The following is a 24,653-nucleotide window of genomic DNA, read 5'->3' on the forward strand; positions in this document are numbered from 1 at the left end:
TTAATCCTTTATAGTTGCTCTACTTATTCTAGGCTTCGCTCTACGTCGTTGATTCCAACCTACAAAAAATGCTATTAACAATGCAGGAATAAACATTAGCTCTTTTGACAGTGAAGCTTGTGGTAATTTTACATTTAAAATAACCTGATCCCAACTTAGCCCTGCTTTTTCCGCAGGTGAACCAACGTCCACTAAATCCACTATGGTTTTATCATCTTGTTGCAATAATTCTAAACCAAGTGCTTTTAAACGCTTCTGTCCCGCTACATTTGGCACTTCAAGTTCTGAGAAAAACTTAATTTTACTACCATAAGGATTCACCCCTTCAATATACAAAGTTATTTTATCCCCTACAGGTGCATTTTCTAAATGTTGCACAAACTCTGTTGCTGGCACTTCATAGGAACTTGGCGAAATTCTCTCCATAAAGAATGCTGGACGGAATAATATAAAAGCGGAAAGTATTAATAATAAAGTTTCCCATTTTTTATTTTTTGCTAAGAAAAAGCCCATTGATGCAGCGGTAAAGAGTAAAATTGCGGTTGTGGATATAATAAAGACCAATATACCTTTCGCCCAACCCACATCGATTAAAAGTAAATCCGTATTAAAGATAAACAAGAAAGGTAAAATCGCTGTTCTTAAACTATAGAAGAACGCCACTAGCCCCGTTTTGATTGGATCGCCCCCTGAAACAGCGGCGGCGGCGAAAGAAGCCAGCCCAACAGGAGGTGTAACATCTGCCATAATACCAAAATAGAACACAAATAAATGCACCGCAATTAAAGGTACAATTAAACCATTTTGTCGACCAACTTCCACGATAACTGTTGCCATTAATGATGAAACCACCACATAATTTGCCGTTGTTGGTAATCCCATTCCTAAAATTAAGCTAAATACAGAAACAAGGATAAGCATTATTAATACATTACCCATTGAAAGTGCTTCAATTATGCCTGAAAGCTGTACACCAAAACCTGTTAATGACACTACACCAACAATGATACCCGCAGTTGCCGTTGCAATACCGATACCAATCATATTTCTAGCACCAGTCTCTAATCCATCAATGAGATCTTTAATCCCTAACTTGAACAGTGCAATACTATTGGTCGATGAATCTTTTCTGAAAAAATTAAGTAAAGGGCGTTGTGTGACCAAAATACAACTTAGTACAACGGTTCCCCAAAATGCAGATAATCCAGGGGATAAACGCTCGATCATTAAACACCAAATTAATACCACAACAGGTAATAGAAAATGTAACCCTGAATTTATTGTTGGCTTGACCGATGGGAGTTTCACAATAGGTGCATTAGGATCATCAATTTCTAATTCTGGGAACTGCGCAACTCGATAAATTAAGCCTAGATAAACCATTGCAAGCAGAACCATAATTATCATAAAGGCAGAGTCTGGTGCAATATTTTTTATCCAACCTAACCCAAACTTAACCATAAAATAAAGGAGGCAAATCGTTAAGAAAGTCGCTAAAATTCGCAAAATAAACACTAAGGCAGGTCTTGCAGGATCAGTTCTACGAAGCCCTGCTAAACCAAGTTTACAAGCTTCTAAATGTACAATATACACCAAAGCAATATACGAAATTAATGCAGGTAAAAAAGCGTGAGTAATCAATTGGCTATAAGGCATATTGACATATTCAATCATTAAAAATGCCGCCGCACCCATTACTGGGGGCATAATTTGACCATTAACGGAAGAAGCAACTTCCACCGCTCCCGCTTTTTCTGATGAAAAACCAACACGTTTCATCATTGGAATAGTAAAAGTACCTGTTGTTACTACATTAGCGATAGAAGAGCCTGATATTAATCCTGTTAAACCAGAAGAAACGACAGCCGCCTTCGCAGGGCCTCCTCTTAAATGCCCTAAATAAGCAAAAGCCGTTTTAATAAAATAGTTTCCTGCACCTGCTTTATCTAGTAGCGCTCCAAATAATACAAATAAGAAAACATATTTTGTTGAAACCCCTAAAGCAACACCAAATACGCCCTCAGGAGTTACCCATTGTTGATTGATAATATGAGACAATGTACCTGTTCGATGGCTAACAATCCAGCTTGTTGGAAAAAATTGTCCAAAATAGTTATACAACAAAAATGCGCTCGCAATAATCACTAAGGGTAAACCCAGCGTTCGGCGAGTTGCTTCTAAAAGCAGAACAATACCAATACAACCTGCAATAATATCTTGTAAATTAGGCGCACCAAAGCGTGTCACTAACTCCTCATAAAAGAAAAGATAATAAGACGCCAAAAAAGCACCTACTATTGCAAAACACCAATCTATTATAGGTATTTTATGCTTAGGTGATATTGAAAAAGCAGGAAAGGTAAGAAAAGCAAGAAACAAAGCAAAAGAAAGATGAATCGAACGTGCTTTCGTATCATCAATTACAACATTTATATCAAGTCCAACACTTCTTACAATACCTTGCAACCAAAAAGCAAGAGGAGAACTATAATAGAGTTGGAAAATAGACCATAAAATTGCAGTAACAACAATAAGTTTTTTAGTGAGTCCATAAGGATTACGACCGCCCGAGTCGTTTGATGCAACCATATCTTGGAGATCATCATAATCCACACTGTTTTTTTCAGACATAATATGCTTTCTCGTAAAAAAATTAAGTTATAAGGAAAATGAACTACCCTCAATCCAGATACAGATTGAGGGCAAAAGAAAATTTGTGAAATTTTCAGATAATGAGAATTTTATCTCTCAATTATTATTTAATAAAGTAAATAATTAAATTATTTTAACCAGCCACGCTCTTTGTAGTAACGTACTGCCCCTTCGTGAAGAGGTGCTGAAAGTGCATTTTTAATCATATCCTGTTCTTTTAAGTTTGCAAACGCAGGATGTAAACGTTTAAAGCGATCAAAGTTATCAAACACCGCTTTAACTACAGCATAAACACTGTCTGCATCAACATCTGTTGAAGTCACTAAAGTTGCATATACACCAAAGGTATTTACTGGTTTGTCAGACCCTTTATATAACCCGCCTGGAATCGTTGCTTTTGCATAAAATGCATTATCTGCAATTAATTTATCAATAGCTTCACCCGTTACAGGTACTAAATGTGCATCACAAGATGCTGCGGCTTCTTTTAACGCACCATTTGGATGTCCTACATTATAAGAAATTGCATCTAAATTATTATCACACATTGCAGAAGCCATTTCTGCTGCTTTAAGCTCAGATGCCACTTTAAATGCTTTTTCAGTCCAACCTTTCGCATCCAAAACAACTTTCATTGTTGCACGAGTACCACTACCTGGGTCACCCACATTAACACGTTTGCCTTTTAAATCATCAAAAGATTTAACACCAGAATCATCACGAGCCATTACCGTAAATGGTTCTGGGTGGATAGAAAATACAGCACGTAACTTATCGTTCTTTTTACCTTTGAAAGAACTTGTACCATTATAAGCATGGAATTGCCAATCTGATTGAGCAATACCCATTTGCATCTGTTTTCCTGCAATAGAATTTAAGTTAGCAACAGAACCACCTGTTGATGGAGCATTACATTTAATATGTGTTTTAGCAGTAGTGCGATTAACTAATTTACACACTGACTGACCAACAACATAGTAAACACCTGTTTGACCGCCAGTTCCAATAGTCACAAATTTTTCATCTGCTTGAGCAGACATCGCTCCCATTGCAAGCCCTGTAATCAAAGAAATTTTAAGAAATTTTTTCATCAAATTTACCCTCTGTAAACGTTGTTTTAAAATAATGTTGTGTCATGTCACAAAAAAATAACATTTATTAATATATACTAAAAATATATTTCTTTTGCAAGTAATATCATTAAAATAGGGGGAAAACGCCCTACTAATTTGAAGAAATTAGATACTAGTCACAAAAAATGAGTAGATTAAAGATGGTAGAATTCTATATTCCTAAAGCTGATGTTATTTTTGAAGAAGAAATTAAAAAAAGTCGTTTTATTACCTATATTCGTCATACAGAAGGTATTGAAGAAGCTAAAGCTTTTTTAGCTGAATTACGAAAAAAATACCCTGATGCACGCCACCACTGTTGGGCGGCGGTGGCTGGTTCACCTAATGATAGCCAACAATATGGTTTTACTGATGATGGAGAGCCTCAAGGCACAGCTGGAAAACCAATGCTAAATCACCTGTTAGGCAGTGGAATGGGTGAAATTAGTGTTGTGGTAGTACGTTATTTTGGGGGCATTAAATTAGGCACAGGTGGATTAGTTCGAGCCTATGGAAACGGGGTGCAACAAGCCTTAAAGCAAGTAGAAAAAATTCGCAAAGTTTTAAGAAAATCATACCGCTTATACTGCGAATACGATCAATTTAACTCACTACAAAACCTGCTTAGCACCATAGATATTGAAATTTATGACCAACAGTTCAGTGACAAAGTTATGATTGAATTAGGCATTAATCCTACTGAATTTGATGATATTCAACAAGCCATTACCGAACGATTTTCAGGTCAATTAAACTTAATTGAGATAGAATAGCGGTCACTTTCTCATTAAAATTTACAAAATTGATTCTTACCCTTGAAATCTTCAATTTAATCACAATCTAATAAACAGTTTTTTGAAAAATAAGGAATAACAATGACAACTATTGTATGTGTACGTCGTGATGGCAAAGTAGCAATGGGGGGCGATGGTCAAGCCACGCTCGGTAACTGTGTGGAAAAAGGCACAGTAAGAAAAGTGCGTAAAATGTATCAAGATAAAGTAATCACAGGTTTTGCAGGTTCAACAGCTGACGCATTTATTTTACGTGAATTGTTTGAACGAAAATTAGAACTTCATCAAGGGCATTTAGTGAAATCCGCCGTTGAATTAGCCAAAGAGTGGCGTTCCGATCGTGCATTACGCCGTTTAGAAGCGATGATGATCGTTGCCAATGAAAGCGAATTTTTATTAGTTTCAGGTAGTGGTGATGTGATTGAGCCAGAAAGTGATGTTTTAGCGATTGGATCAGGCGGTAATTTTGCAAAATCCGCCGCATTAGCCTTATTACGAAACAGCAAATTGAGTGCCAAAGAGATTGTTGCAGAGTCATTAAAAGTGGCAGGTGAAATAGATATTTACAGCAACAGTAACCATATTATTGAAGAAATTGAAAAATAGGAACAAATTATGTCAATGACACCTCGTGAGATTGTATCAGAATTAGATGCCCATATTATCGGGCAAAAAGAAGCTAAACGTGCCGTAGCGATTGCACTACGTAACCGCTGGCGTCGTATGCAATTACCAGAAGAGCTACGCCAAGAAGTAACCCCAAAAAATATATTAATGATAGGTCCTACTGGTGTGGGTAAAACGGAAATTGCACGTCGTTTAGCAAAATTAGCCAATGCCCCGTTTGTAAAAGTGGAAGCAACAAAATTTACCGAAGTGGGGTATGTGGGTAAGGAAGTTGACGCAATTATTCGTGATTTAGCCGATGTTTCAATGAAATTAGTGCGTGAACAAGCGATCGAAAAAAATCGTTTCCGTGCCGAAGAAGCAGCGGAAGAGCGTATTTTAGATGTATTACTGCCACCAGCCAAAGATCAATGGGGCAACAGCGAAGAAAGTAATAGCAGTAATTCTACTCGTCAAATCTTCCGTAAAAAATTACGTGAAGGTCAATTAGATGATAAAGAGATTGAAATTGATATCGCCGCCCAAGTGAGTGTAGAAATTATGACACCACCAGGAATGGAAGAGATGACCTCACAATTACAATCCCTTTTTGAAGGTGTATCCCCAAACAAAAAGAAAAAACGCAAAATGAAAATCAAAGATGCGTTTAAGGTGTTAATTGATGAAGAAGCCGCAAAATTAGTGAATCCAGAAGAGTTAAAACAGCAAGCGATTGAAGCGGTGGAACAACACGGTATCGTGTTTATCGACGAGATCGATAAGATTTGTAAAAAATCAGAGCATAGCGGTGGCGATGTATCTCGTGAAGGGGTACAACGTGATTTACTGCCAATCATTGAAGGTAGTTCAGTAAACACCAAACACGGCATTGTAAAAACGGATCACATTTTATTTATCTGTTCAGGTGCATTCCAAGTGGCTCGCCCATCGGATTTATTACCTGAATTACAAGGACGTTTACCAATTCGTGTTGAATTAAAATCCCTAACAGAACACGATTTTGAACGTATTTTAACCGAACCAAATGCCTCATTAACCTTACAATACAGAGAGTTAATGAAAACAGAAGGCGTTGAAATTGAGTTTACAGAAGATGGAATTAGTAGAATTGCAAAATCTGCATTCCACGTAAATGAAAAAACTGAAAACATCGGTGCAAGACGTTTACATACTGTACTAGAACGCTTAATGGATAACATTTCTTTCAATGCAAGCGAACGCTCAGGCGAAAAAATTGTAATCGACCAAGATTTCGTTGCCAAAGAGTTAGATGATGTGGTTGAGAACGAAGATTTAAGTCGTTATATTTTATAATTTTTTATAAGAAACAAGCGGTATGATTTGATCAGAGTTTTGTAAATTTTGGTTGAAGTTTTACTACTTTTAATCACTTAAGGAGTGAAAGTTTTCACACTGACTGTAAGTTTTTAAAGTAATATATTTAGCTTATATTGTATTTAACTGTTAGAAAAATTAGGATTTTATGATGGAATTTTTAGAAGTAATTAAGTTAAAACAAGTTGATATATACATTGCATTATTTACAATGTTTTTGGGGCTTATTTTAGGGCTAATTGTTGACTTCGTTAAGGATAAAACACAAGAAAAAACAAGGCAGAGTATTCACAGTCATATAACATCAGTAACAGTGACTAACATTGTGGAAATTCAAAGTAACCAAATTAATTCGTCTTCCAATGATGAAGGGTTAAGGTTGATTATTGGTGTTATCTTATTTGTAACAGGAATTATATATTTATTTAATCGATTAGAGATTCTTAATCTTTTTTACTATATAACAGTATTCATCATCTCTCTTTGGTCTGGTAAAATTCTTTATAATTTATTTAATGGTAAGTTTTATGGATGGCATTGGTTTGCAAATTTAGTTTTTTATGGTGTATTTTTTATCGCAACTCTATATATAGTTAATAAAGCAATAACACCAAATTTTTCACCGAAAAACTTTAATTTGATTTCGAGATTAATAAATCAAAATGGGCTTATAGGACTTAGAGAACATTTTTCTTTTTTGGATCTTAGGTGGTTCATGTTCCACTTTTTGGGTGTTATATTACTTTTCTTTTCCATGATTATTCTGAGCTTATCTGCAACTTATTTTGCTGTGATGAGCAACATTCTGTCAGAAGATGAACCGAAGTCATGGTTTGCTAAGCGTACAAGAAAATACGCCTATTTTTGGCGTAATATAATTATCATATCTATTTTATTGTGTATCTCTTATTATTTGGTCTCAGGAAATTTTTTTATTTGGTTTGAGTATCAGCTTCCAAAAGAGATTAGTTTTCTCATAAATAAAATTTTATATGGTAGCTAGGATATAATAAGAGTATTGAATAGAGTTATTTGCAAATACTAACAATTCAATAAACTAAGGAGTTTAAAATGAATAATGATCAGGAATTAATATATAGATTAAAAATTAAATTTGGTATAGCTCCAAACGAGCCAACCCCTTTGCAACTGGAAAAAATAAAACAAGATATACAAGAAATTGTTCAAAAAGGAGTTATACCCTCAGAATCAGATTGGGCAAGAATTGTTAAAAAACACTGTCCTAATTCAGGGCGTTATGCTTACTATGGAGCAGATACATCAGATTTAATTACTTTAATGCAACTAGCAACTAAAAAATAGGATATTTATATGAGTATAGAACATTTTAAAAAGCAACTTGAAGAAATATTATTTATTACTAACTGGTCTCCAACAGAAAGTGAACTTCTAGAGATTTCTCGACGAATCAATCAACTGAATCAAAATGTATCAAAGACCGATATTGCAAAGATCGTTTATGATATTGTTGGTTCATATGAAAGCATGACAATGGAGGGAGTCGATAATTCTGATTTGACAACTTTACTTAAACTAGCAACTAAGACTACAGGAAAATAATGACGAATGAACAAGCAGTAATTCAAGCAGAGAAGAAAATAGAAGATCTTAAGCAAGACTACATGAATCACTTAAATCCAATTGTAGTAAGAAAAGAGCAACATGGAGAAGAACCATCTCTTCAGGATTTATTAAAGTGCCAAGAATTAGGGGCAAAGTATTTTAATTTTATTGAAAAGTTTGTTGGTGACAGTGGATTATTAGGAGCTCATGCAAATGGAAAGTGGGTTACAGGATTTGCAGAAACTTGTTTAAGTGTATTAAACGCCTTTGAGGTACATATTAATTTTTTAAGAAGTCACTCTGATGTATTTTCAGGTGCTTTAGCTCAGCCTGATTTAACAGCATATGCAAATATGCAAAGAATGGTAAAAGAGTACCTTCCAAAATCTCAATGGAAACAAATTGAGTCTTTATATAGAGAAAAATCACTACCAATTTCTGGATTTGAATATGAAGGAGTAAATGATTTGAATAAAAAACCACATTGGAAAACTATAGTAGGATTAGTTATTGGTGTATCATTTACTATTTTAATTATTTTGTTGGCTGTTGTTATCCCAGAGCCAACTAAGACTCAATTTTTTATTTTTAGAGGAGTTTTTTCTATTTCACTTTCCGCAATTTCTGCAATCATTCCTGGTTTATTAAATGTTGAGTCAAGATATAAGAAACTTTCTATAAGAGCAACAGGAGCAATTGCTATTTTCATAATTGTATGGTTGTGCAATCCTCCTGCTCTTATTGGTAATTCATTATAAGTTTAGCTACCTAAAATTGTGTTTATTAACTTTATTTTTAATCCATTATAAAAGCGTAATTAGAGTGCTTATGGATATGAGTAAACGCTCTGGCGAGAAAATAGTGATCGACCAAGATTTCGTTGCCAAAGAGCTTGATGATGTGGTTGAGAACGAAGATTTAAGTCATTATGTTTTATAATTTTTATAAAATTTAAGCGGTAATATTTGATCAGAAATTTGCAAATTTTGATTAGAATGTTACTGCTTCCATAAACAGTGAAATAATAAATATTTATATATTGATTTTATTTGTATCTAGGATAGGATGACAAATATCAATATATGAGTTGTAGGATAGAATGGTTATAAATTTAATAGAGGTTTGTTTAAATGTTCAACCCATTTTCTATATTGAGTTTGTTGTATACACTGCATAAAGATGCTCCTCCAATAAATATTCAATTTGAAGAGCCTTCACTAAATCTTTTACCAGAAGAAATAGGTCAAAAGATAAATGGTGATATCTATATTTCCCAGCTATGGATAGAAAATTTATCCAAGAAAGTTTTAGAAAATATACGAATTAATCTAACATCACCTTTAAAATATTCACCTATAGTTAGGACTAATAAGCGGTATGGAAAGGTTGATTTTATCTAATAAAGATAATCTAGAGTTACTTATTACAAGGCTAGATCCTTCTGAATCATTAAGGCTTTCATTTTTTCCTGAATTAGATAGATTAGATGAATTTGGTGAGCCACAAATAATTATAAATAATCAAGAGTTAAGTTCTATAATGGTTCAGCTAGGATGGTATAAGAAATATCCATCTATAATACTTAGCTATATTCTTATGATTATTCTGATGATCGCCTTGTTAGGTTTAATTTTTTAGTGTATATTTAAATATAAGAGATAGCTCTTTATTTTTTCCTAACTCTAAATATACGGTACTTCGAGAAGCCCAAGACAGGATATCAAAGGATAGTTGTCCACTTATAGTTAAAGAAAATACCAAAGAGTTGAGAGAAAAGAATCTATAGTATATATTGAATGTGAATCTATTGATAATTAGGAATTCGTTATTTATCTGCTAGTATGTAAAATAGTAATAAAATCCAATATTGTATCTTTGATGGAGTTTTATAAAATGAACTTAATTTTAGAAAAATCACTTGATATTCTTTCTTCAGTAGTGAATGTTTCAACAGGCTTAGCTCATCCACTTGATGAATCTAAAGCAAAGGAACTATTTAAAGCTTTATATAAATATGGAGTTCCTCTTAAAGTGGATGAAGTTTATTCATTGGCAATTGAGCGTTCATGGTCAGATCATCATGCAAAAGAACTTTCTAAAATAGCAGAAAAAATTGGCAATGGTCGACGAGTTCAAATTAAGTACCCAAGAAATTGGGGAGAAATAACAGTTAAAAGAATAATTGCTGAACTTGGTTAAAATATAATATTTAAATGAAAAATTAATACGTCATTCCGCTTTCTTATTCTATTAAGGTGAACATTAATTCAGAATAAGTTTTTGTCACATTATTATTTGTATCATACATTATCGAAAATGAAGATTTAAGTCGTTATATTTTATAGACTTATCGTATTTTTAAAAACAAGCGGTACGATTCTATTAAAAATTTGCAAATTTTGATCAAAATCGTACCGCTTCATTTTTTCTAAAAATTAGCTCTTTCTGTCTAGGCTTTTGTACCTAGTGCTTTAATGTTTTCAGGTAAACGTTCATTGTTACCATACATAAAGTGATTTGCCATATTTTCAGAGAAACGACTGGCTTCAGTGGTTAATCCAACGGCTTCTGCAACTTGACGAATGTGCATTGGTGATGCGCCACAGCATACTCCTAAATAATTCACTCCTAGTTCATAGGCGTTTTTTGCAAATTCTCCAATTTCATAACGATTACAAAACAGAGGATCTAATGCTGTTGGAAAAGTTCGTCCGTGTGGTGCAGGACAAGTACAATTATTATGATCCGATAAGTTAAAGAAAGTAGGTTCAGCTTTGGTAGTACGATAAGGAATGGGTAATCCACCTACGTGACAAGAGACCGCTTCACGAATTTCTTTTAGGTATGGCAACATTGTTTCAGGACCTCGAAAACAATTTAAACCAACAACGTCAGAGCCTCGTTGTTCTAATTCTTTACAAGCATCAACAATACTCCAGCCATCACTCATTTGATTACTTGCCATTGGTGCTAAAGTAAGAACAACAGGTAACCCTGTGGCTTTTGCTGCTTCTAACGCTTGAAAGGCTTCTTCTGCATAATAAAAGGTTTCACCTATAATCAGATCAGCCCCCTCTTCAACAGCCCAACCGACCATTTCATCAAACATACTACGCACTTCTTTTTGTTTAATTTTATCTGTTGGATGCCAAATATTGGTATTGGAAATATTACCTGCCATTAAATTATCAGGCTTAGCAAGGGCAATCTTTTTGGCAATTTGTAACGCAATACGGTTTAATGGTTCCAGCAAATCTTCTTTACCAATCACTCGCATTTTTTCACGGTGTCCATTGTAAGTAAATGCTTCAACAATATCAGAACCTGCCCGTTGAAAATCTCGATGTAGTGCTTCCAGAGCTTCAGGGTACTCTAAAGCAACCTCTGGTACAAATTCTCCTGCGGTTAAATAACCACGACGTTCTAATTCAAATAAAAAGCCTTCTGCACAAATAACAGGACCTTTATCTAAGCGTTGTGTAAGTATGTTTGACATTGTGTTTTCTCCATCTGTATTTTTATATTAAGGTCACTCTATCACTAAAGTTACTTTATAGATAAATCTTTATTTTTATGCTAAGTTATAGTTTTAAGCTATATAGTGGAATTTATGCCAACAATTAAACAACTTAAATATGTTATTAAAATAGTGGAATTAGGTTCTATCAGTGAAGCATCAAAACAGTTATTTGTTTCCCAACCAAGTCTTTCAAATGCACTAAAAGGAGTCGAAGAAGAATTAAATATCACCATTTTTCAACGCTCTGCTAAAGGGGTGACTCTGACTGATGAGGGTGTTGAGTTTTTAGCCTATGCACGTCAAATCATTGATCAGGTAACACTGATGGAAACGAAATATCAAAAATCAACACGCTCTCGTCAGCACCTTTCCGTTTCAGGGCAACACTATGCCTTTGCAGTTCACGCTTTTGCCAAATTAATTAAAAATTATACTGAGGAAGAATATGAATTTACCTTAAGAGAAACAGACACCTTTAATATTTTAAATGATGTGAGTACATTACGCAGTGAGTTAGGTATTATTTATATTAACGCATTTAATCGCGATGTAATGCATAAAATATTTAAAGAAAAACACCTAAAATTCACTCCATTATTTGAAGCGCAACCACATATTTTTACCAGTAAACATCATCCCCTTGCGAATAGAGATATGTTAACTTTAGAAGATTTAGAGCCTTATCCTTATCTTTCTTTTGAACAAGGGACAACCAACTCTTTTTATTTTTCAGAGGAGATTTTAAGTACTCATTTCCATAAAAAAAGTATTAAAGTCAGCGATAGAGCAACTATTTTTAATTTAATGGTTGGTGTTGATGGCTACACGATTAGCAGTGGTGTACTAAGTCGTAAATTAAATGACGAGAATATTATTTCCATTCCATTAAAGGTAAATGAAACAATGATTATTGGTTACTTGAAACATCGACAATCTCACTTGTCTTATCTTGCGTTGGAATACTTAGAGTATTTAAAACAACATATCCGTAATTACGGTTTTGAAATAATGAGTTAAGAAATAGATATTTTTATTAAAATGTGTAAAAATCATTCAACATCTTACCGCTTAAATCAGAGCAAATCTCTTTCATCGTCGCATAAACACATCGTTGTTTAAAAGATGATTTAATTGTATTGCGTTTAGTGTAAAATAATGTATATTTTCAATTTTGAAATATTTTAAATAAAAGGAAAGACAATTTATGATTTCGCAACTTACACAAACCAAGAGATGGTTGGCGGTTAATCAAAACACTGCATTTTGGATAAAAAGCTTTATTGGTTCAGCCTTAATTGCACTTTTTGCACAAATATCAGTACCAATGTATCCAGTACCGATTACAGGGCAAACCCTTGCCATTAGTGTTGTTGGATTAGGATTAGGACGTAAGGCAGGAACGACAGCAGTTTTATTATACCTATTAGAAGGTGTAATGGGGCTTCCTGTGTTTGCAAATGGTGGAACTGGACTGACCTCTTTATTAGGTCCATCAGGTGGTTATCTGATCGGTTTTGTACCTAGTGCTTATTTATTAGGTTATTTTAGTGACAAAGGTATTTTAAATTCATTCACAAAAAGTATTTTAGTAGCACTAGTTGCAAGTGCTGTTACTTTCGCTTTTGGACTGGCTCAATTGTCGTTCTTTGTACCAGCAGATAAACTATTACAACTTGGATTTTATCCATTTATTTTAGGTGGTATCATTAAAGCTGTTCTAGCAGGTTTATTGGTTATTCCAACCTATAAGTTTTTTTCAAAGTTATAAAAATAACCCACTCACATTGAAAAAAATAATAAGAAACCGCTATTTGGCGGTTTTTTTATTTATAAAAGTGTTATTACTTCAAACAAGCGGGTAGATGTGATGAAAAATTTGCAAATTTTTATCAAAATCTGTTATCTTTTTTTTAAACCAATTTAGATGAATTGAAATGAGTGATGAATTATTAGATGGCGTACCTTTAACTGCACTTTCTGGTGTAGGAGTTGTGATTGCAGAAAAGCTAAGTAAAATCGGAATAAACAACGTACAAGATCTCCTGTTTCACTTACCCTTTCGTTATGAAGATCGTACTCGAATTACCCCTATTTGTGATGCTCGCCCTGAAAGTTATGTAACAATCGAAGGCTATGTTCAGTTGTCTGAAATTCAATTTGGACGACGTAGAATGTTGAATGTGGTGATTTCCGATAGTACAAGTAAAATAACATTAAAATTTTTTAATTTTAATGCAGGAATGAAAAACAGCTTATCTGTTGGAGCAAGGGTTAAAGCCTTTGGAGAAGTAAAACGAGGGCGTTTTATGGCAGAAATTCATCATCCTGAATATCAAGTTATTCATAATAATCAAACGCTTACCCTTGCAGAAAGCTTAACCCCTGTGTACTCTACAACTGAAGGATTAAAGCAAAATTCACTGCGAAAACTAACAGATCAAGCTTTAGTTTTATTAGATCGTGTTACAGTGAACGAATTGTTACCTGATGAATTTAATCCTCATAAGTATAGCTTAAAAGAGGCATTGAAATTATTACATCGTCCTCCTCCTGACATTTCAGCAGATATATTGGAGCAAGGGAATCATCCCGCTCAAAAACGCTTAATTTTTGAAGAATTACTGGCCCATAATTTGGCGATGCAACAGTGCAGAATCGGTATGCAACAGCATTTAGCTGAAACATTGATTTATCAAACTGATTTAAAAGCACTCTTTCTTGCCGCTTTACCATTCACACCTACCAATGCCCAAAATCGTGTAATGCAAGATATTGAACAAGATCTTGCTAAGCCACAACCAATGATGCGATTGGTGCAAGGGGATGTAGGATCAGGTAAAACCTTAATCGCAGTCTTAACCGCTTTGCTCGCCATTGATAACGGCAAGCAGGTCGCATTGATGGCACCAACCGAAATTTTGGCAGAGCAACACAGTTTGAACTTTACGAATTGGCTAAATCCTTTTGGAATTAAAGTGGGCTGGCTTGCGGGTAAGGTAAAGGGAAAGGCTCGTAAAGCACAGCTAGAAGCGATTAAAAATAACGAAGTACAAATGATTATTGGCACTCACGCACTGTTTCAAGATGAAGTAGAGTTTGCCGATCTTAGCCTAGTCATTATTGATGAACAGCACCGTTTTGGCGTACATCAGCGTCTGACACTACGCGAAAAAGGAACAAAAGAAATCAATGGGCAAGAGGTTTATCCACACCAATTGATTATGACCGCTACTCCTATTCCTCGCACTCTTGCGATGACGGTATATGCTGATTTGGACACCTCAATTATTGATGAACTTCCCCCTGGTCGAACACCTATTACTACTGTTGCTATTTCAGAAGATCGTCGAGATGAAGTGGTAAAACGTGTGTATCAAGCCTGTAAAAATGAAAAGCGTCAAGCCTATTGGGTTTGCACCTTAATTGATGAATCAGAAGTATTAGAAGCTCAAGCGGCGGAATCTATTGCTGAAGATTTATGTCGTGCATTACCTGATCTCCGTGTTGGTTTAGTACACGGACGAATGAAACCTCAAGAAAAACAAGTGATTATGATGGAGTTTAAGCAAGCAAATTTAGATTTACTTGTTGCCACAACGGTAATAGAAGTAGGAGTTGATGTACCTAACGCAAGTTTAATGATTATTGAAAACTCAGAGCGTTTAGGTTTGGCACAGTTGCATCAATTACGAGGTAGGGTAGGACGTGGAGCAACGGCTTCTCACTGTGTTTTAATGTATAAACCACCTTTGGGTAAAATTTCTCAAAAACGTTTACAAATTTTAAGAGACAGTCAAGACGGTTTTGTGATTGCAGAAAAAGATCTTGAAATTAGAGGAGCAGGAGAAGTATTAGGGACAAAACAAACTGGAATGGCAGAATTTAAAATTGCCAACTTAATGCGAGATAGAAAAATGATACCTTTAGTACAAAACTATGCTAAACAGTTAATTTTAAACTATCCTGATACTTCACAAAAACTGATTGATCGCTGGCTTGATAAGCGTATTGCGTATGTAAACGCCTAAGCGGTAAGATTGATATAAAATCTATCCATATGTATGAATCTTTTAGGTTTCACACTAATTTGTAAATTTTGATCAGAATGTTACCGCTTGTATGGGAGTATTAAACCATAGAAAACAAAAAAGGCTAATTCCAATGTATGAAATTAACCTTTTGATACTCTAGCCTTAAATTAAGATGTTATTAAAATAAGTTCACCATTAAAACTTATATTCTACTGATACCGACATATTTCTACCAGGTGCATAATAACGCTCTAATCCTTTACCACTAAAGTCTACCGAATTACTTCTTGAACCTAATGGATTGATACCACGTAATGAGTCCCAGTGTTGATACTTAGTATTAAACAAGTTGTATATACCACCTCTTAAAGTTAGGTTTTGTATTGGCTTATAATAACCAAATATATCCAACATTACTGCAGATTTATTTAAATACTTATAAGTATGGTTTTTAGTATAAGACTCTTTTTTAACACAACCAGATTTTTGTACAAGAGTGCGTTTCCAGTCTTTATCCCACTCATATTCACTGACTATCCCCATTTTCACACAGTGTGAATGTTCTTTCTTTACTTGGGCATCTTTGGCTTTTTTAGCACCTAAATAGCTTAAACGACTAGCAATCCCCCAAATACCTGCTGGTTGATCATAGTCTAACCCAATCACTGCCTTAAGTGGCTGAATTGACATTAAACTTGCACCATTATTCACTTTGCCTCTGGTATAACCTAAAGACCCTAATAATTTCCAGCCTTCAGAAATAGGCAATACCTGATCCAAATCTAACTGTTTGGTTAATTCAAGCCCATAAATACGAGCCTTATTATGATTAACAGATTGATAAGCAGGTTTTTGATATGCTAATTGCCCGAAAGTTTCATCTTTAAAGCTCAGTTCTTCATCAATAAAATCTTTATAATGGTTATAAAAGACAGTGGTTTTTGTACTACCTAAACGCCCTTTGCCCATTAAGGAGAGGGTTTGACTGATACTATGTTCTGCTTTTAAATTAGGATTAGGTTCCCAATTGCCTAAGCCACTGGGCCAGCTAAAATACATTTCCGAATTAGTTGGAACACGAAAACCAGAACCAACTTGATAACCTAGTCCCCAGTTATCATTTAGTTGTGCATTTAACCCTATCACAGCCCCCCAATTTTTAAAGACTCGATCATCAGGGATTGGATTTAAACACAATCCACCACAAGGCGCATTTGGCGCTTTAACAGAGATCGTGGTTTGATCATAACGTACGCCAAATTTACTCGAAAACGTCTCATTCCATCTTACTATATCTTGTAATGAAGCAGTTATTTTTTTGGTATTTGTGGGCGATTGAATAGTACTTAATAATGGTGTGCAATTACGAACACCATTTTTTGGAAAACAATTCATATCATTGTTTAATACTTCAAAGTAACGCTTACTTGTGGCAGTTTTAAAGGATAATTGATGTTCACCCCAATGTGTTGTCAATGGTTGTGAATCAAGGTTTAACGATAATTGCTTCAAATCACCATTGAAATAACGGTTTTTAATTTGCCAAGGGTTTGGATCCCACCCAAGTGACTTACTGTCTGGATAAGTAGGAGAAAGGTAACTGTACTCTGATGTAATTGCAATGAGGTTACTGCGATGATGGCTATAATCAAGTTTGACAGAGGATAAATAATCAGAGTCAGGTGTCCATTCATAGTAAAGATTACGAGTATCAAATTGATTTAAATCCCTTGCGTTTTTCTTAGCACCAATACTATATTTTATAAGTAAATAAGAGTAAGAATCTGATTTTTCCTCAGTTAGCACATTTTTATTTTGACGAGTGATTGCAATACCAATGTGATGATACGGATTAAGATGATAGTTCAATTTAAACAAATAATTATTGTTATTATGCTCCGCAGGATTTGGTACCTCTCGAGATGCACCAAAAACACGCTTATCTCCTTTTCCTGCACTTTTCAGTTCGTGACCTTGACGATATGAAAGTACACCCATTGCATCAAAATGTTCACCAATATAACCTAAACCTAAGGTTGCAAAGGTTTCTTCATTTTTACTTGCATAGCCTGTACGAACAAGCCCTCCAACGGTTTTTCCTTTGGTAACAAGATCATTCACTTCCAGCGAGCGATAATTCACACTTCCACCTAATGAACCACTGCCACCGTTAAAACTATCTGCCCCTTTTACAATCTCAATATTACTCGCAACCTCTGGATCAATAGAGAGGCGAGAGCTATTATAATTACTATAAAGCGCATAAAGAGAGTTTTCTTCAAAGCTAGGAATATCAACACCATCAAAGGTAATACCTACACGGTTGGCTTCTACCCCACGCATTGAAAATCCTTTTTGATTACGGCCACTATCCGCCAAACCTAAATCAAGAGAATAACGGACTAAATCTCTGTTGGAATGAACCAACTCATCATTAAGATTTTGACGAGTTTTGATCTCTGTTGTAATGGACTTACTATGATGATCCTCTACAACAATAACCCCTAAAGTGCTAACATCCGCAGGTTCTGCCAATGCAACCTGCCCAATACCCAAAATAGCAATAAGGTAACTGTTTACCCAATATTTTCCCTGCATTTTTTGTTTTCCATAACAAAGTAAAAAGAATCGGTATTCTTAATCAAAATCATTATTATTTCAATATAATTTAATGATCTTTATACAAAAATGATGTGATTGATAAATTTTATAGCAAAAATTGTTTATAAGTTAGTAAGTTATTTAATTTGCAAAAAATTAAAATAATGTGACCGCTTATATGAGAGGATTGAGATCTAAAAAACAAAAAAGGCTTGGAATCCCAAGCCTTTTTATATTTCGCATTAAGCAAAAATTATTTTTTACCCAAACGCTCTTTAATACGAGCAGAACGACCACTACGCTCACGTAAGTAGTAGATCTTCGCTTGACGTACATCACCTTTACGTTTAACAGCGATGCTGTCAATTACAGGTGAGTGAGTTTGGAATACACGTTCAACACCTACGCCATTTGAAATTTTGCGTAGTGTGAATGCTGAATGCAAGCCACGGTTACGAATTGCAATAACCACGCCTTCGAACGCTTGCAGACGGCTTTTACTACCTTCTTTAACCCATACCTTAACTTCTAATGTGTCACCCGGACGGAAGCTAGGTAAGTCTTTCTTTAACTGTTCTTCTTCAATTTGTTTAATGATGTTACTCATAATAATAAACCTTATATAATTCTAGAAATAACTGAATCTATGTATAACGCTGTTTAATTTTCTTTAACAACGTCGCTTGTTCGTCAGTCAGAGCTAGATCGTCTAATAGCTCAGGGCGTCTTAACCACGTTCGTTCAAGGGATTGTTCTAATCGCCATTTACGAATATTTTCGTGATGTCCAGACATCAACACTTCGGGTACGGGTTCACCATCAAGCACTTCAGGGCGAGTATAATGTGGGCAATCTAATAATCCTGTTGCAAAAGAATCTTCTTCTGCGGAAGCTTGTTTGCCTAATACCTTAGGAATAAATCTTGCAACAGCATCAATTAATGTCATTGCAGGAAGTTCCCCTCCTGTTAAAACGTAATCTCCAATTGACCATTCTTCATCAACTTCCGCTTGAATTAAGCGTTCATCAATGCCTTCATAGCGACCACAAACTAAAATCATTTTTTGGTTTGTTGCTAAGGTTTTTACACCTTGCTGATCAAGTTTACGTCCTTGCGGTGAAAGGTAAATTACCTTTACTTCCGCTGTTTCATCTTCGCTTAATGCAGCACTTTTCGCTGCGTGAATTGCATCTCGCAACGGCTGCACCATCATTAACATACCTGGTCCACCACCATAAGGGCGATCATCGACCGTATTATGCTTATCAAAGGTAAAATCACGAGGATTCCAACATTGAATTTGCAAAAGATTGTGCTTTACGGCTCTTCCTGTTACGCCATATTCCGTAATTGCTTTAAACATTTCAGGAAATAAGCTAATAATTCCTATCCACATAATAAGCTCTTTTGATTACGGTTATGCATACCTGAGGTTAGAAACCTGCGTCCCACTCCACTTCAATAATTTTAGTGGTGAGATCGACTCTTTTAACTACTTGTTCGTATAAAAACGGAATTAACCGCTCTTGTTTTCCGAAAGCATCTTTACTTTTAGCTTTAACAACTAAAACATCGTTTGAACCTGTTTCCATTATCTCAGCCACTGTACCCATTTGATAGTCAGAGGTGTTAACAACCTCACAACCAATTAAATCGTGCCAATAAAAATCGTCTTCTTCTAATTGAGGAAAGACACTTAAATCCACACCAATTTCTGCATTGGTAAGTAGCTGAGCAGATTCACGTTCTTCTGTACCTTTTAGTTTCACAATTAAATCATTTTTGTGATAACGCCAGCTTTCAAGTTCGACTGGTTGCCATTGTTCTTTAACTTTTAAAAACCAAGGTTGATAGTCAAAAATACTTTCTTGTTGTTCTGTTGATGAATAAAGGCGTAACCAGCCACGGATACCATAGGTTGACCCTAATTTTCCTACCGCTGTAATTTTTTGTTCGCTCATTCTATCCACCTACATTTAATAAAATTGTGAATTAAGCTTCTTTACGTGCTTCTTTCACTAAAGTTGCAACACGTGTTGAAAGTGAAGCACCTTTAGCAGCCCACGCATCTACGCCTTCAACATTCACGCGTAAACGCTCTGCTTTACCAGCTGCCATTGGGTTGAAAAAACCTAAACTTTCAATAAAACGACCGTCACGTGCACGACGGCTGTCCGCTGCAACGATTTGATAAAATGGGCGTTTTTTAGATCCGCCACGAGATAAACGAATGGTTACCATAACCTTCCTCTAAATAATTGATAGTAAAAAGAAACCCTCGTTCGAGGTGAGGGCGTGTATTTTGCTTGTCTAAAAAATAGAAAACAAGCGGTGAGATTATAAGGATTTTTTGCAAAAAAGCAAGGAATATAAATGCAGCAAGCGCCTCCCAACCACAAAAAACCTTACTCGTTTTGTCACTTTTGAATAATTTTGATTTAAAAATAAAAAATAGCCGTTCAATTTATACTTGAAAGGCTATCTTTTTATGCTAAATTTAATTTGGCAATTCTTGTAAACTTAATTCATCATCTAAGTACAAAATATCACGCATTTCTCGGTTAATAATAGTGGCTAAATCTTCTCGACCAATATGTTTAGCTGGAGTAGTTATTGCCATTGTTAAAACATCAACTACACTTGCTTGCATAAATTTTAGTGCGTTTTTCACATTTTCTTCCATTGTGACGTGTGCACCTGCGAGTGAACCATTTTCATTCACTAATTTATTACCTTGTACAAACACTTTTTGTCCCATTAGATCAAAAGATTCAATGCCTTCTACACCGATAGTGTGCATACTGTCAGTCACAAGGTGTAAACGATCTTTTCCAAGCAATTTATAAGCCGTTTTTAATGAGAATGGATCACTGTGAATACCATCCACGATCACGCCACAATATAAGCCTAATGTGCACGCTGTACCAATTACGGCGGGCTCTCTGCCTTGAAGTGGGGGCATTGCATTATATAAATGCGTTACTCCACTTAACCCCATACTATATGCACGCAATATATCTTCTTTTTGTGCCATTGTATGACCTGCATTGACTTTGAAACCGTGATCAACAAGATGCTTGATAAAGTCAGCAGGGACTTGTTCTGGTGCAACAGTGACTAGGCTATTACCTAACCCTTCTTTTGCATAACGATCGTAGTCTTCTTTAGTCGGTTTGCGAATATAAGCAGGTTGGTGCGTCCCTTTTTTCTCTAAGCTGATAAAAGGACCTTCAAAATGTCCACCGATTAAGCCGTGTAAATTTTGTTTAATCCCTTCTTGAATAGCGGTCAAACCTTGCTCTAATTTTTCAGGGGTGTCTGTGATAAAAGTGGGTAATATAGCCACTGTACCAAATTTACGGTGTGCTGCTATAATTGTTTTTAAACCTTCAATATTTGGCTCATCATTAAATAGTACGCCACCGCCACCATTTGCTTGTAATTCAACATAACCAGGTGTAAGAATTCCGCCTTTTAGTTGAATAACTTTAGCATCTTGAGGAACGTTTTCATTAGGTATAACAGCAATAGTGCGATCACCTTCTACCGCCAAACTATGCCCATATAATAAGTTGTTGCCATCAAATATGGCTGCATTTTGATAGTAAATCATTATTTTTCCATCCGTTAGTTAAATACCGTCATCATCAGTTTGATTATTTTGATTGTTGCTCATTTGTAGTGCAAAACTTGTTATTCCTTGGCGAGCACTATCAATAAGCGTGTTGATACTATCACTTAAATTATCATAATCATCCCTTTCTAGGCAAGCTTCAATTAACATTTGTGCTGTTGTGCCAGTCACAACTTCACAATTTTTTCGTTGAGCAGCAATCATTGAAGCTTGTCTGAATGGTGTTCCTCCTAGAATATCTGTGAAGAAAATTAATTTTTCACAATTTAATTCTTCAATGGCTTGCTTGAGTAATACACCAAAATCACAACTTCCATCAAAATCTACTGCTTTATAATTTTCTTGCTCACCTGCAACTAATTCTAATGTTGAAGTAATCCCTGTTGCAAAATGCCCGTGTCCACAAACAATAATACCGATTGTCATATTCTGCTCCCGTAATAAAAAGTTTATTTTGTTTAAAATTGAAAAAGGGGAAAAAGATTCTCATCATTTACCCCTTTTTTATTACTTACTCGCTAAGATTAACTCATACGTGTTGCTAACACTGCTGGGTCGATAATATCAACACCAAACATCATTTTCACTAACACTGGAATTAAGGTACAAACTAGACCAAAGATTACAGTAAACATTACTAAGCGTAATGCACTATCCCCTTTCTTAATACGCCATAAAATCATTAGTGTCCATAATAATGGTAATAATTTAGGCATAATTGGATCAATTAAGTCACCTTGTAAAGTATATATATAAGGTTTTTCAACCCCTGGTACATGGCGAATCATTTGTAATCCAGCTTCTAAGCGAACATAACTTGCAGTCATCGCACCGATTACAGTTAACCCCACAATGGATGCGGCGTGACCAAGCCGTTTGGTTTGCTCTTTGAGGTTAGCAATGGCTGAAACCCCCATTTTATAACCATAGCTCGCTAAACCGAAACGTAAACCGAAGTGTACAAGGTTAAATGCCACTAAGAAGAAAATAGGACCAAGCCAAGAACCATTTAGTGAGAAGGAAGCCCCCACACCACCACAGATAGAAAGTAAGGTTAGCCAGAATACCGCATCACCGATACCACCACCTGGTCCCATTGTTGAGATTTTAATTGCACGAATCGTTGAAACACGTTCTTTTGATTCTTCCATTGCAAGTACAAGACCAGAAATAAATGTTACTAAGAATGGGTGAGTATTAAAGAACTCAAGGTGCATTCCCATTGATTTTTTCAAGTCTTCTTCATTTTTATGAATTTTGCGTAAACTTGGTAAAATAGTATATAACCAACCATTTGCTTGCATACGCTCATAGTTAAAACTTGCTTGTAAGAATAGTGAACGCCAAGCCATTTTAGAAATATCTTTGTTAGTAATGACTTTTTGTTTAGTTTGATCTTCATAAACATCTGGATCAACAGTTTTATTCATCTCTGTCATCTTAAATTCCCTCTTCTTCTGTTTCAGTTGAATGGCTACCTTCTGCTGGTGCATCTCCACGGATAAAGAATTCGATTAATGCGAATACTAAACCAATTAGTGCAATTGCAAGCAATGGCTGTTTGAAGTATGCTGACAATAAGAAACCTAAGATGAAATAAGCAACATATTGTTTTTTAAGCATAATATTCAATAAGATACCAAAACCGATAGCTGGCATTAAACCACCTGCAAAACCTAAACCATCAGTTACCCATTTAGGAATTAACTTCACAAAACCTTGTGCTGCTTCTGCTCCAAAATAAATTACTGCAAAAGCAATAATTGAGTAGAAGAAGAATAGGATTGTCATACCTAAATAGTTAAGGTTTGCAATACCCGCAAAGTTAAGATTTTTTGCATAACGATCCGCCACACTCATTAACGGTGAATAAACGGTAAACAATAAAGTGATACAGATTTGTACAAAGATAGCAAATGGTACAGCAACTAAAATTGCTTGTTCTGCTGTTTGCCCTGTTACAAGAGCAAATGCAGTACCGATAATACCGCCAAGTACTACGTTAGGTGGCTGAGCTCCCGCAAGAGGAACAAGTCCCATCCACATTAATTCAAAGGTTGCACCAGCAACTAAACCTGCTTCTGGTTTACCTAGAATTAAACCCACAATTGGACCTGTAATAATTGGACGGTGGATATGTGTAAGTACGTTAAATAAATCGATACCCGCAATACCTGCAAAAATCGCTATCAGTAAAGCTTGCATCAAACTGACGTCAGTAACAACTTCCATAGCATTCTCCTAATTAAAAGTTAAGATTAAGTTAAAATTAAAGTAATGACAAAATGTCTTTTTTAGCATCGGCAGGAATACCTTGAATAGTACAAGGAATACCCTTTTCCACCAGTGCCTTAAAGCAACGAATATCGTCTTCTGTCACACTAATGGTTTTATCGATTTGTTTTTTGCCTTCAGCAAAGTGAAGATTACCCACATTTACTGCAGTAATTGGAACACCTCCCTCTACTAAGGCTAATACTGTTTGTGGTGTACGACAAACAAGAAATATTTTTTGTTTTGGTGATGCTTTATGAATCACGTCAATAGTCTTTTGAACACTAAAGTAACGAGATTGCACACCATCAGCTAACACCATATCCATTAAATTTTGTTGCACTTTATCTTCTGCAAGAATATCATCTGCAACAAGTACTAAATTAGCCCCTAACCAGCTTGTCCAAGTCATTCCAACTTGTCCGTGAACAAGACGGTTATCAATTCGAGTTGCTAAAATATTTGGCATTATCGACCTCCTTTTTTTA

At 35.3% G+C, this 24,653-nt stretch carries 25 protein-coding genes; 12 read left to right on the top strand and 13 right to left on the bottom strand.

Going from position 1 to position 24,653, the window contains the following annotated elements:
* Together A6B44_RS09970 and A6B44_RS09975 are read right to left on the bottom strand one after the other, a co-directional pair.
* The gene (locus A6B44_RS09970) at positions 1–2,631 is read right to left on the bottom strand and encodes a TRAP transporter permease (protein WP_090921390.1); all 2,631 of its coding nucleotides are present in this window, start codon (positions 2,629–2,631) and stop codon (positions 1–3) included.
* A 149-nt stretch (positions 2,632–2,780) separates the two neighbouring features.
* A complete protein-coding gene (locus tag A6B44_RS09975) occupies positions 2,781–3,743 on the bottom strand; it encodes a TAXI family TRAP transporter solute-binding subunit (RefSeq protein WP_090921388.1) in 963 nt (320 codons plus the stop codon).
* Between the two features lie 182 nt (positions 3,744–3,925).
* On the opposite strand from A6B44_RS09975, the gene A6B44_RS09980 reads away from it, so the two are divergent.
* The 9 genes from A6B44_RS09980 to A6B44_RS10020 all read left to right on the top strand — a co-directional run bounded on the left by A6B44_RS09980 (position 3,926) and on the right by A6B44_RS10020 (position 10,303).
* Positions 3,926–4,537 (top strand): YigZ family protein, encoded by a 612-nt coding sequence (locus A6B44_RS09980; protein WP_246253112.1) that lies wholly within the window; start codon positions 3,926–3,928, stop codon positions 4,535–4,537.
* A 102-nt stretch (positions 4,538–4,639) separates the two neighbouring features.
* Positions 4,640–5,164 carry an ATP-dependent protease subunit HslV gene (hslV, locus tag A6B44_RS09985; protein ID WP_090921386.1) on the top strand — a complete coding sequence of 175 codons (525 nt, stop codon included), beginning with the start codon at positions 4,640–4,642 and terminating at the stop codon, positions 5,162–5,164.
* A gap of 6 nt (positions 5,165–5,170) precedes the next feature.
* Positions 5,171–6,499 carry an ATP-dependent protease ATPase subunit HslU gene (hslU, locus tag A6B44_RS09990; protein ID WP_176673536.1) on the top strand — a complete coding sequence of 443 codons (1,329 nt, stop codon included), beginning with the start codon at positions 5,171–5,173 and terminating at the stop codon, positions 6,497–6,499.
* Between the two features lie 172 nt (positions 6,500–6,671).
* Positions 6,672–7,523: a hypothetical protein gene (locus tag A6B44_RS09995; RefSeq protein ID WP_090921384.1), complete on the top strand. Its 852-nt coding sequence runs from the start codon at positions 6,672–6,674 to the stop codon at positions 7,521–7,523.
* A 68-nt stretch (positions 7,524–7,591) separates the two neighbouring features.
* Complete coding sequence (locus A6B44_RS10000; RefSeq protein WP_090921383.1) at positions 7,592–7,843, top strand: hypothetical protein; 252 nt, start codon at positions 7,592–7,594, stop codon at positions 7,841–7,843.
* 9 nt (positions 7,844–7,852) lie between these two features.
* Positions 7,853–8,101: a hypothetical protein gene (locus tag A6B44_RS10005; protein WP_090921382.1), complete on the top strand. Its 249-nt coding sequence runs from the start codon at positions 7,853–7,855 to the stop codon at positions 8,099–8,101.
* A complete protein-coding gene (locus tag A6B44_RS10010) occupies positions 8,101–8,862 on the top strand; it encodes a hypothetical protein (protein WP_090921381.1) in 762 nt (253 codons plus the stop codon). Before A6B44_RS10005 ends, A6B44_RS10010 begins: the two co-directional genes overlap by 1 nt.
* A gap of 372 nt (positions 8,863–9,234) precedes the next feature.
* The gene (locus A6B44_RS10015; protein WP_090921380.1) at positions 9,235–9,504 is read left to right on the top strand and encodes a hypothetical protein; all 270 of its coding nucleotides are present in this window, start codon (positions 9,235–9,237) and stop codon (positions 9,502–9,504) included.
* 493 nt (positions 9,505–9,997) lie between these two features.
* Positions 9,998–10,303, top strand: coding sequence for a DUF1889 family protein (locus A6B44_RS10020; RefSeq protein WP_090921378.1), 306 nt, complete (start codon positions 9,998–10,000; stop codon positions 10,301–10,303).
* 250 nt (positions 10,304–10,553) lie between these two features.
* On the opposite strand, the gene A6B44_RS10025 is transcribed toward A6B44_RS10020, so the two are convergent.
* Positions 10,554–11,600: a homocysteine S-methyltransferase family protein gene (locus A6B44_RS10025; RefSeq protein ID WP_090921377.1), complete on the bottom strand. Its 1,047-nt coding sequence runs from the start codon at positions 11,598–11,600 to the stop codon at positions 10,554–10,556.
* A gap of 114 nt (positions 11,601–11,714) precedes the next feature.
* Here A6B44_RS10025 and A6B44_RS10030 point away from each other — a divergent pair, with 114 nt between their 5' ends.
* The 3 genes from A6B44_RS10030 (at position 11,715) to recG (ending at position 15,652) form a co-directional block, all read left to right on the top strand.
* Entirely contained in the window at positions 11,715–12,641 is a 927-nt protein-coding gene (locus A6B44_RS10030) for a LysR family transcriptional regulator (protein ID WP_090921376.1), read from the top strand.
* 187 nt (positions 12,642–12,828) lie between these two features.
* On the top strand, positions 12,829–13,392 hold the full coding sequence (locus tag A6B44_RS10035; protein WP_090921375.1) for a biotin transporter BioY: 564 nt from the start codon (positions 12,829–12,831) through the stop codon (positions 13,390–13,392).
* Between the two features lie 166 nt (positions 13,393–13,558).
* Positions 13,559–15,652: an ATP-dependent DNA helicase RecG gene (gene recG, locus A6B44_RS10040; RefSeq protein WP_090921374.1), complete on the top strand. Its 2,094-nt coding sequence runs from the start codon at positions 13,559–13,561 to the stop codon at positions 15,650–15,652.
* 198 nt (positions 15,653–15,850) lie between these two features.
* On the opposite strand, the gene A6B44_RS10045 is transcribed toward recG, so the two are convergent.
* The 10 genes from A6B44_RS10045 to agaV all read right to left on the bottom strand — a co-directional run bounded on the left by A6B44_RS10045 (position 15,851) and on the right by agaV (position 24,634).
* The gene (locus tag A6B44_RS10045; protein WP_090921373.1) at positions 15,851–18,253 is read right to left on the bottom strand and encodes a TonB-dependent hemoglobin/transferrin/lactoferrin family receptor; all 2,403 of its coding nucleotides are present in this window, start codon (positions 18,251–18,253) and stop codon (positions 15,851–15,853) included.
* Positions 18,254–18,509: 256 nt separating this feature from the next.
* On the bottom strand, positions 18,510–18,863 hold the full coding sequence (rplS, locus tag A6B44_RS10050; RefSeq protein ID WP_090921372.1) for a 50S ribosomal protein L19: 354 nt from the start codon (positions 18,861–18,863) through the stop codon (positions 18,510–18,512).
* A gap of 37 nt (positions 18,864–18,900) precedes the next feature.
* Complete coding sequence (gene trmD, locus A6B44_RS10055) at positions 18,901–19,653, bottom strand: tRNA (guanosine(37)-N1)-methyltransferase TrmD (protein WP_090921371.1); 753 nt, start codon at positions 19,651–19,653, stop codon at positions 18,901–18,903.
* 37 nt (positions 19,654–19,690) lie between these two features.
* Entirely contained in the window at positions 19,691–20,218 is a 528-nt protein-coding gene (gene rimM / locus A6B44_RS10060) for a ribosome maturation factor RimM (RefSeq protein WP_090921370.1), read from the bottom strand.
* A 31-nt stretch (positions 20,219–20,249) separates the two neighbouring features.
* Positions 20,250–20,498: a 30S ribosomal protein S16 gene (gene rpsP, locus A6B44_RS10065; protein ID WP_090921369.1), complete on the bottom strand. Its 249-nt coding sequence runs from the start codon at positions 20,496–20,498 to the stop codon at positions 20,250–20,252.
* A gap of 256 nt (positions 20,499–20,754) precedes the next feature.
* Positions 20,755–21,870: an N-acetylglucosamine-6-phosphate deacetylase gene (gene nagA / locus A6B44_RS10070; protein WP_218061372.1), complete on the bottom strand. Its 1,116-nt coding sequence runs from the start codon at positions 21,868–21,870 to the stop codon at positions 20,755–20,757.
* A gap of 18 nt (positions 21,871–21,888) precedes the next feature.
* Entirely contained in the window at positions 21,889–22,317 is a 429-nt protein-coding gene (gene agaF, locus A6B44_RS10075) for a PTS galactosamine/N-acetylgalactosamine transporter subunit IIA (RefSeq protein ID WP_090921367.1), read from the bottom strand.
* Between the two features lie 98 nt (positions 22,318–22,415).
* Positions 22,416–23,330, bottom strand: coding sequence for a PTS system mannose/fructose/sorbose family transporter subunit IID (locus tag A6B44_RS10080; protein ID WP_246253113.1), 915 nt, complete (start codon positions 23,328–23,330; stop codon positions 22,416–22,418).
* A 1-nt stretch (position 23,331) separates the two neighbouring features.
* Positions 23,332–24,123, bottom strand: coding sequence for a PTS N-acetylgalactosamine transporter subunit IIC (gene agaW, locus A6B44_RS10085; protein ID WP_090921365.1), 792 nt, complete (start codon positions 24,121–24,123; stop codon positions 23,332–23,334).
* A 37-nt stretch (positions 24,124–24,160) separates the two neighbouring features.
* A complete protein-coding gene (gene agaV / locus A6B44_RS10090; RefSeq protein WP_090921364.1) occupies positions 24,161–24,634 on the bottom strand; it encodes a PTS N-acetylgalactosamine transporter subunit IIB in 474 nt (157 codons plus the stop codon).
* Positions 24,635–24,653 lie beyond the last annotated feature (19 nt).

The sequence above is a fragment of the Pasteurella skyensis genome (assembly GCF_013377295.1).
In the GTDB taxonomy this organism is placed as follows: Bacteria; Pseudomonadota; Gammaproteobacteria; order Enterobacterales; family Pasteurellaceae; genus Phocoenobacter; species Phocoenobacter skyensis.

Coding starts and splice junctions, on each gene's coding strand:
- A6B44_RS09970 (WP_090921390.1), bottom strand. CDS start 2,631: ATGTCTGAAAAAAACAGTGTGGATTATGATGATCTCCAAGATATGGTT.
- A6B44_RS09975 (WP_090921388.1), bottom strand. CDS start 3,743: ATGAAAAAATTTCTTAAAATTTCTTTGATTACAGGGCTTGCAATGGGA.
- A6B44_RS09980 (WP_246253112.1), top strand. CDS start 3,926: ATGGTAGAATTCTATATTCCTAAAGCTGATGTTATTTTTGAAGAAGAA.
- hslV (WP_090921386.1), top strand. CDS start 4,640: ATGACAACTATTGTATGTGTACGTCGTGATGGCAAAGTAGCAATGGGG.
- A6B44_RS09995 (WP_090921384.1), top strand. CDS start 6,672: ATGGAATTTTTAGAAGTAATTAAGTTAAAACAAGTTGATATATACATT.
- A6B44_RS10000 (WP_090921383.1), top strand. CDS start 7,592: ATGAATAATGATCAGGAATTAATATATAGATTAAAAATTAAATTTGGT.
- A6B44_RS10005 (WP_090921382.1), top strand. CDS start 7,853: ATGAGTATAGAACATTTTAAAAAGCAACTTGAAGAAATATTATTTATT.
- A6B44_RS10010 (WP_090921381.1), top strand. CDS start 8,101: ATGACGAATGAACAAGCAGTAATTCAAGCAGAGAAGAAAATAGAAGAT.
- A6B44_RS10015 (WP_090921380.1), top strand. CDS start 9,235: ATGTTCAACCCATTTTCTATATTGAGTTTGTTGTATACACTGCATAAA.
- A6B44_RS10020 (WP_090921378.1), top strand. CDS start 9,998: ATGAACTTAATTTTAGAAAAATCACTTGATATTCTTTCTTCAGTAGTG.
- A6B44_RS10025 (WP_090921377.1), bottom strand. CDS start 11,600: ATGTCAAACATACTTACACAACGCTTAGATAAAGGTCCTGTTATTTGT.
- A6B44_RS10030 (WP_090921376.1), top strand. CDS start 11,715: ATGCCAACAATTAAACAACTTAAATATGTTATTAAAATAGTGGAATTA.
- A6B44_RS10035 (WP_090921375.1), top strand. CDS start 12,829: ATGATTTCGCAACTTACACAAACCAAGAGATGGTTGGCGGTTAATCAA.
- recG (WP_090921374.1), top strand. CDS start 13,559: ATGAGTGATGAATTATTAGATGGCGTACCTTTAACTGCACTTTCTGGT.
- A6B44_RS10045 (WP_090921373.1), bottom strand. CDS start 18,253: ATGCAGGGAAAATATTGGGTAAACAGTTACCTTATTGCTATTTTGGGT.
- rplS (WP_090921372.1), bottom strand. CDS start 18,863: ATGAGTAACATCATTAAACAAATTGAAGAAGAACAGTTAAAGAAAGAC.
- trmD (WP_090921371.1), bottom strand. CDS start 19,653: ATGTGGATAGGAATTATTAGCTTATTTCCTGAAATGTTTAAAGCAATT.
- rimM (WP_090921370.1), bottom strand. CDS start 20,218: ATGAGCGAACAAAAAATTACAGCGGTAGGAAAATTAGGGTCAACCTAT.
- rpsP (WP_090921369.1), bottom strand. CDS start 20,498: ATGGTAACCATTCGTTTATCTCGTGGCGGATCTAAAAAACGCCCATTT.
- nagA (WP_218061372.1), bottom strand. CDS start 21,870: ATGATTTACTATCAAAATGCAGCCATATTTGATGGCAACAACTTATTA.
- agaF (WP_090921367.1), bottom strand. CDS start 22,317: ATGACAATCGGTATTATTGTTTGTGGACACGGGCATTTTGCAACAGGG.
- A6B44_RS10080 (WP_246253113.1), bottom strand. CDS start 23,330: ATGACAGAGATGAATAAAACTGTTGATCCAGATGTTTATGAAGATCAA.
- agaW (WP_090921365.1), bottom strand. CDS start 24,123: ATGGAAGTTGTTACTGACGTCAGTTTGATGCAAGCTTTACTGATAGCG.
- agaV (WP_090921364.1), bottom strand. CDS start 24,634: ATGCCAAATATTTTAGCAACTCGAATTGATAACCGTCTTGTTCACGGA.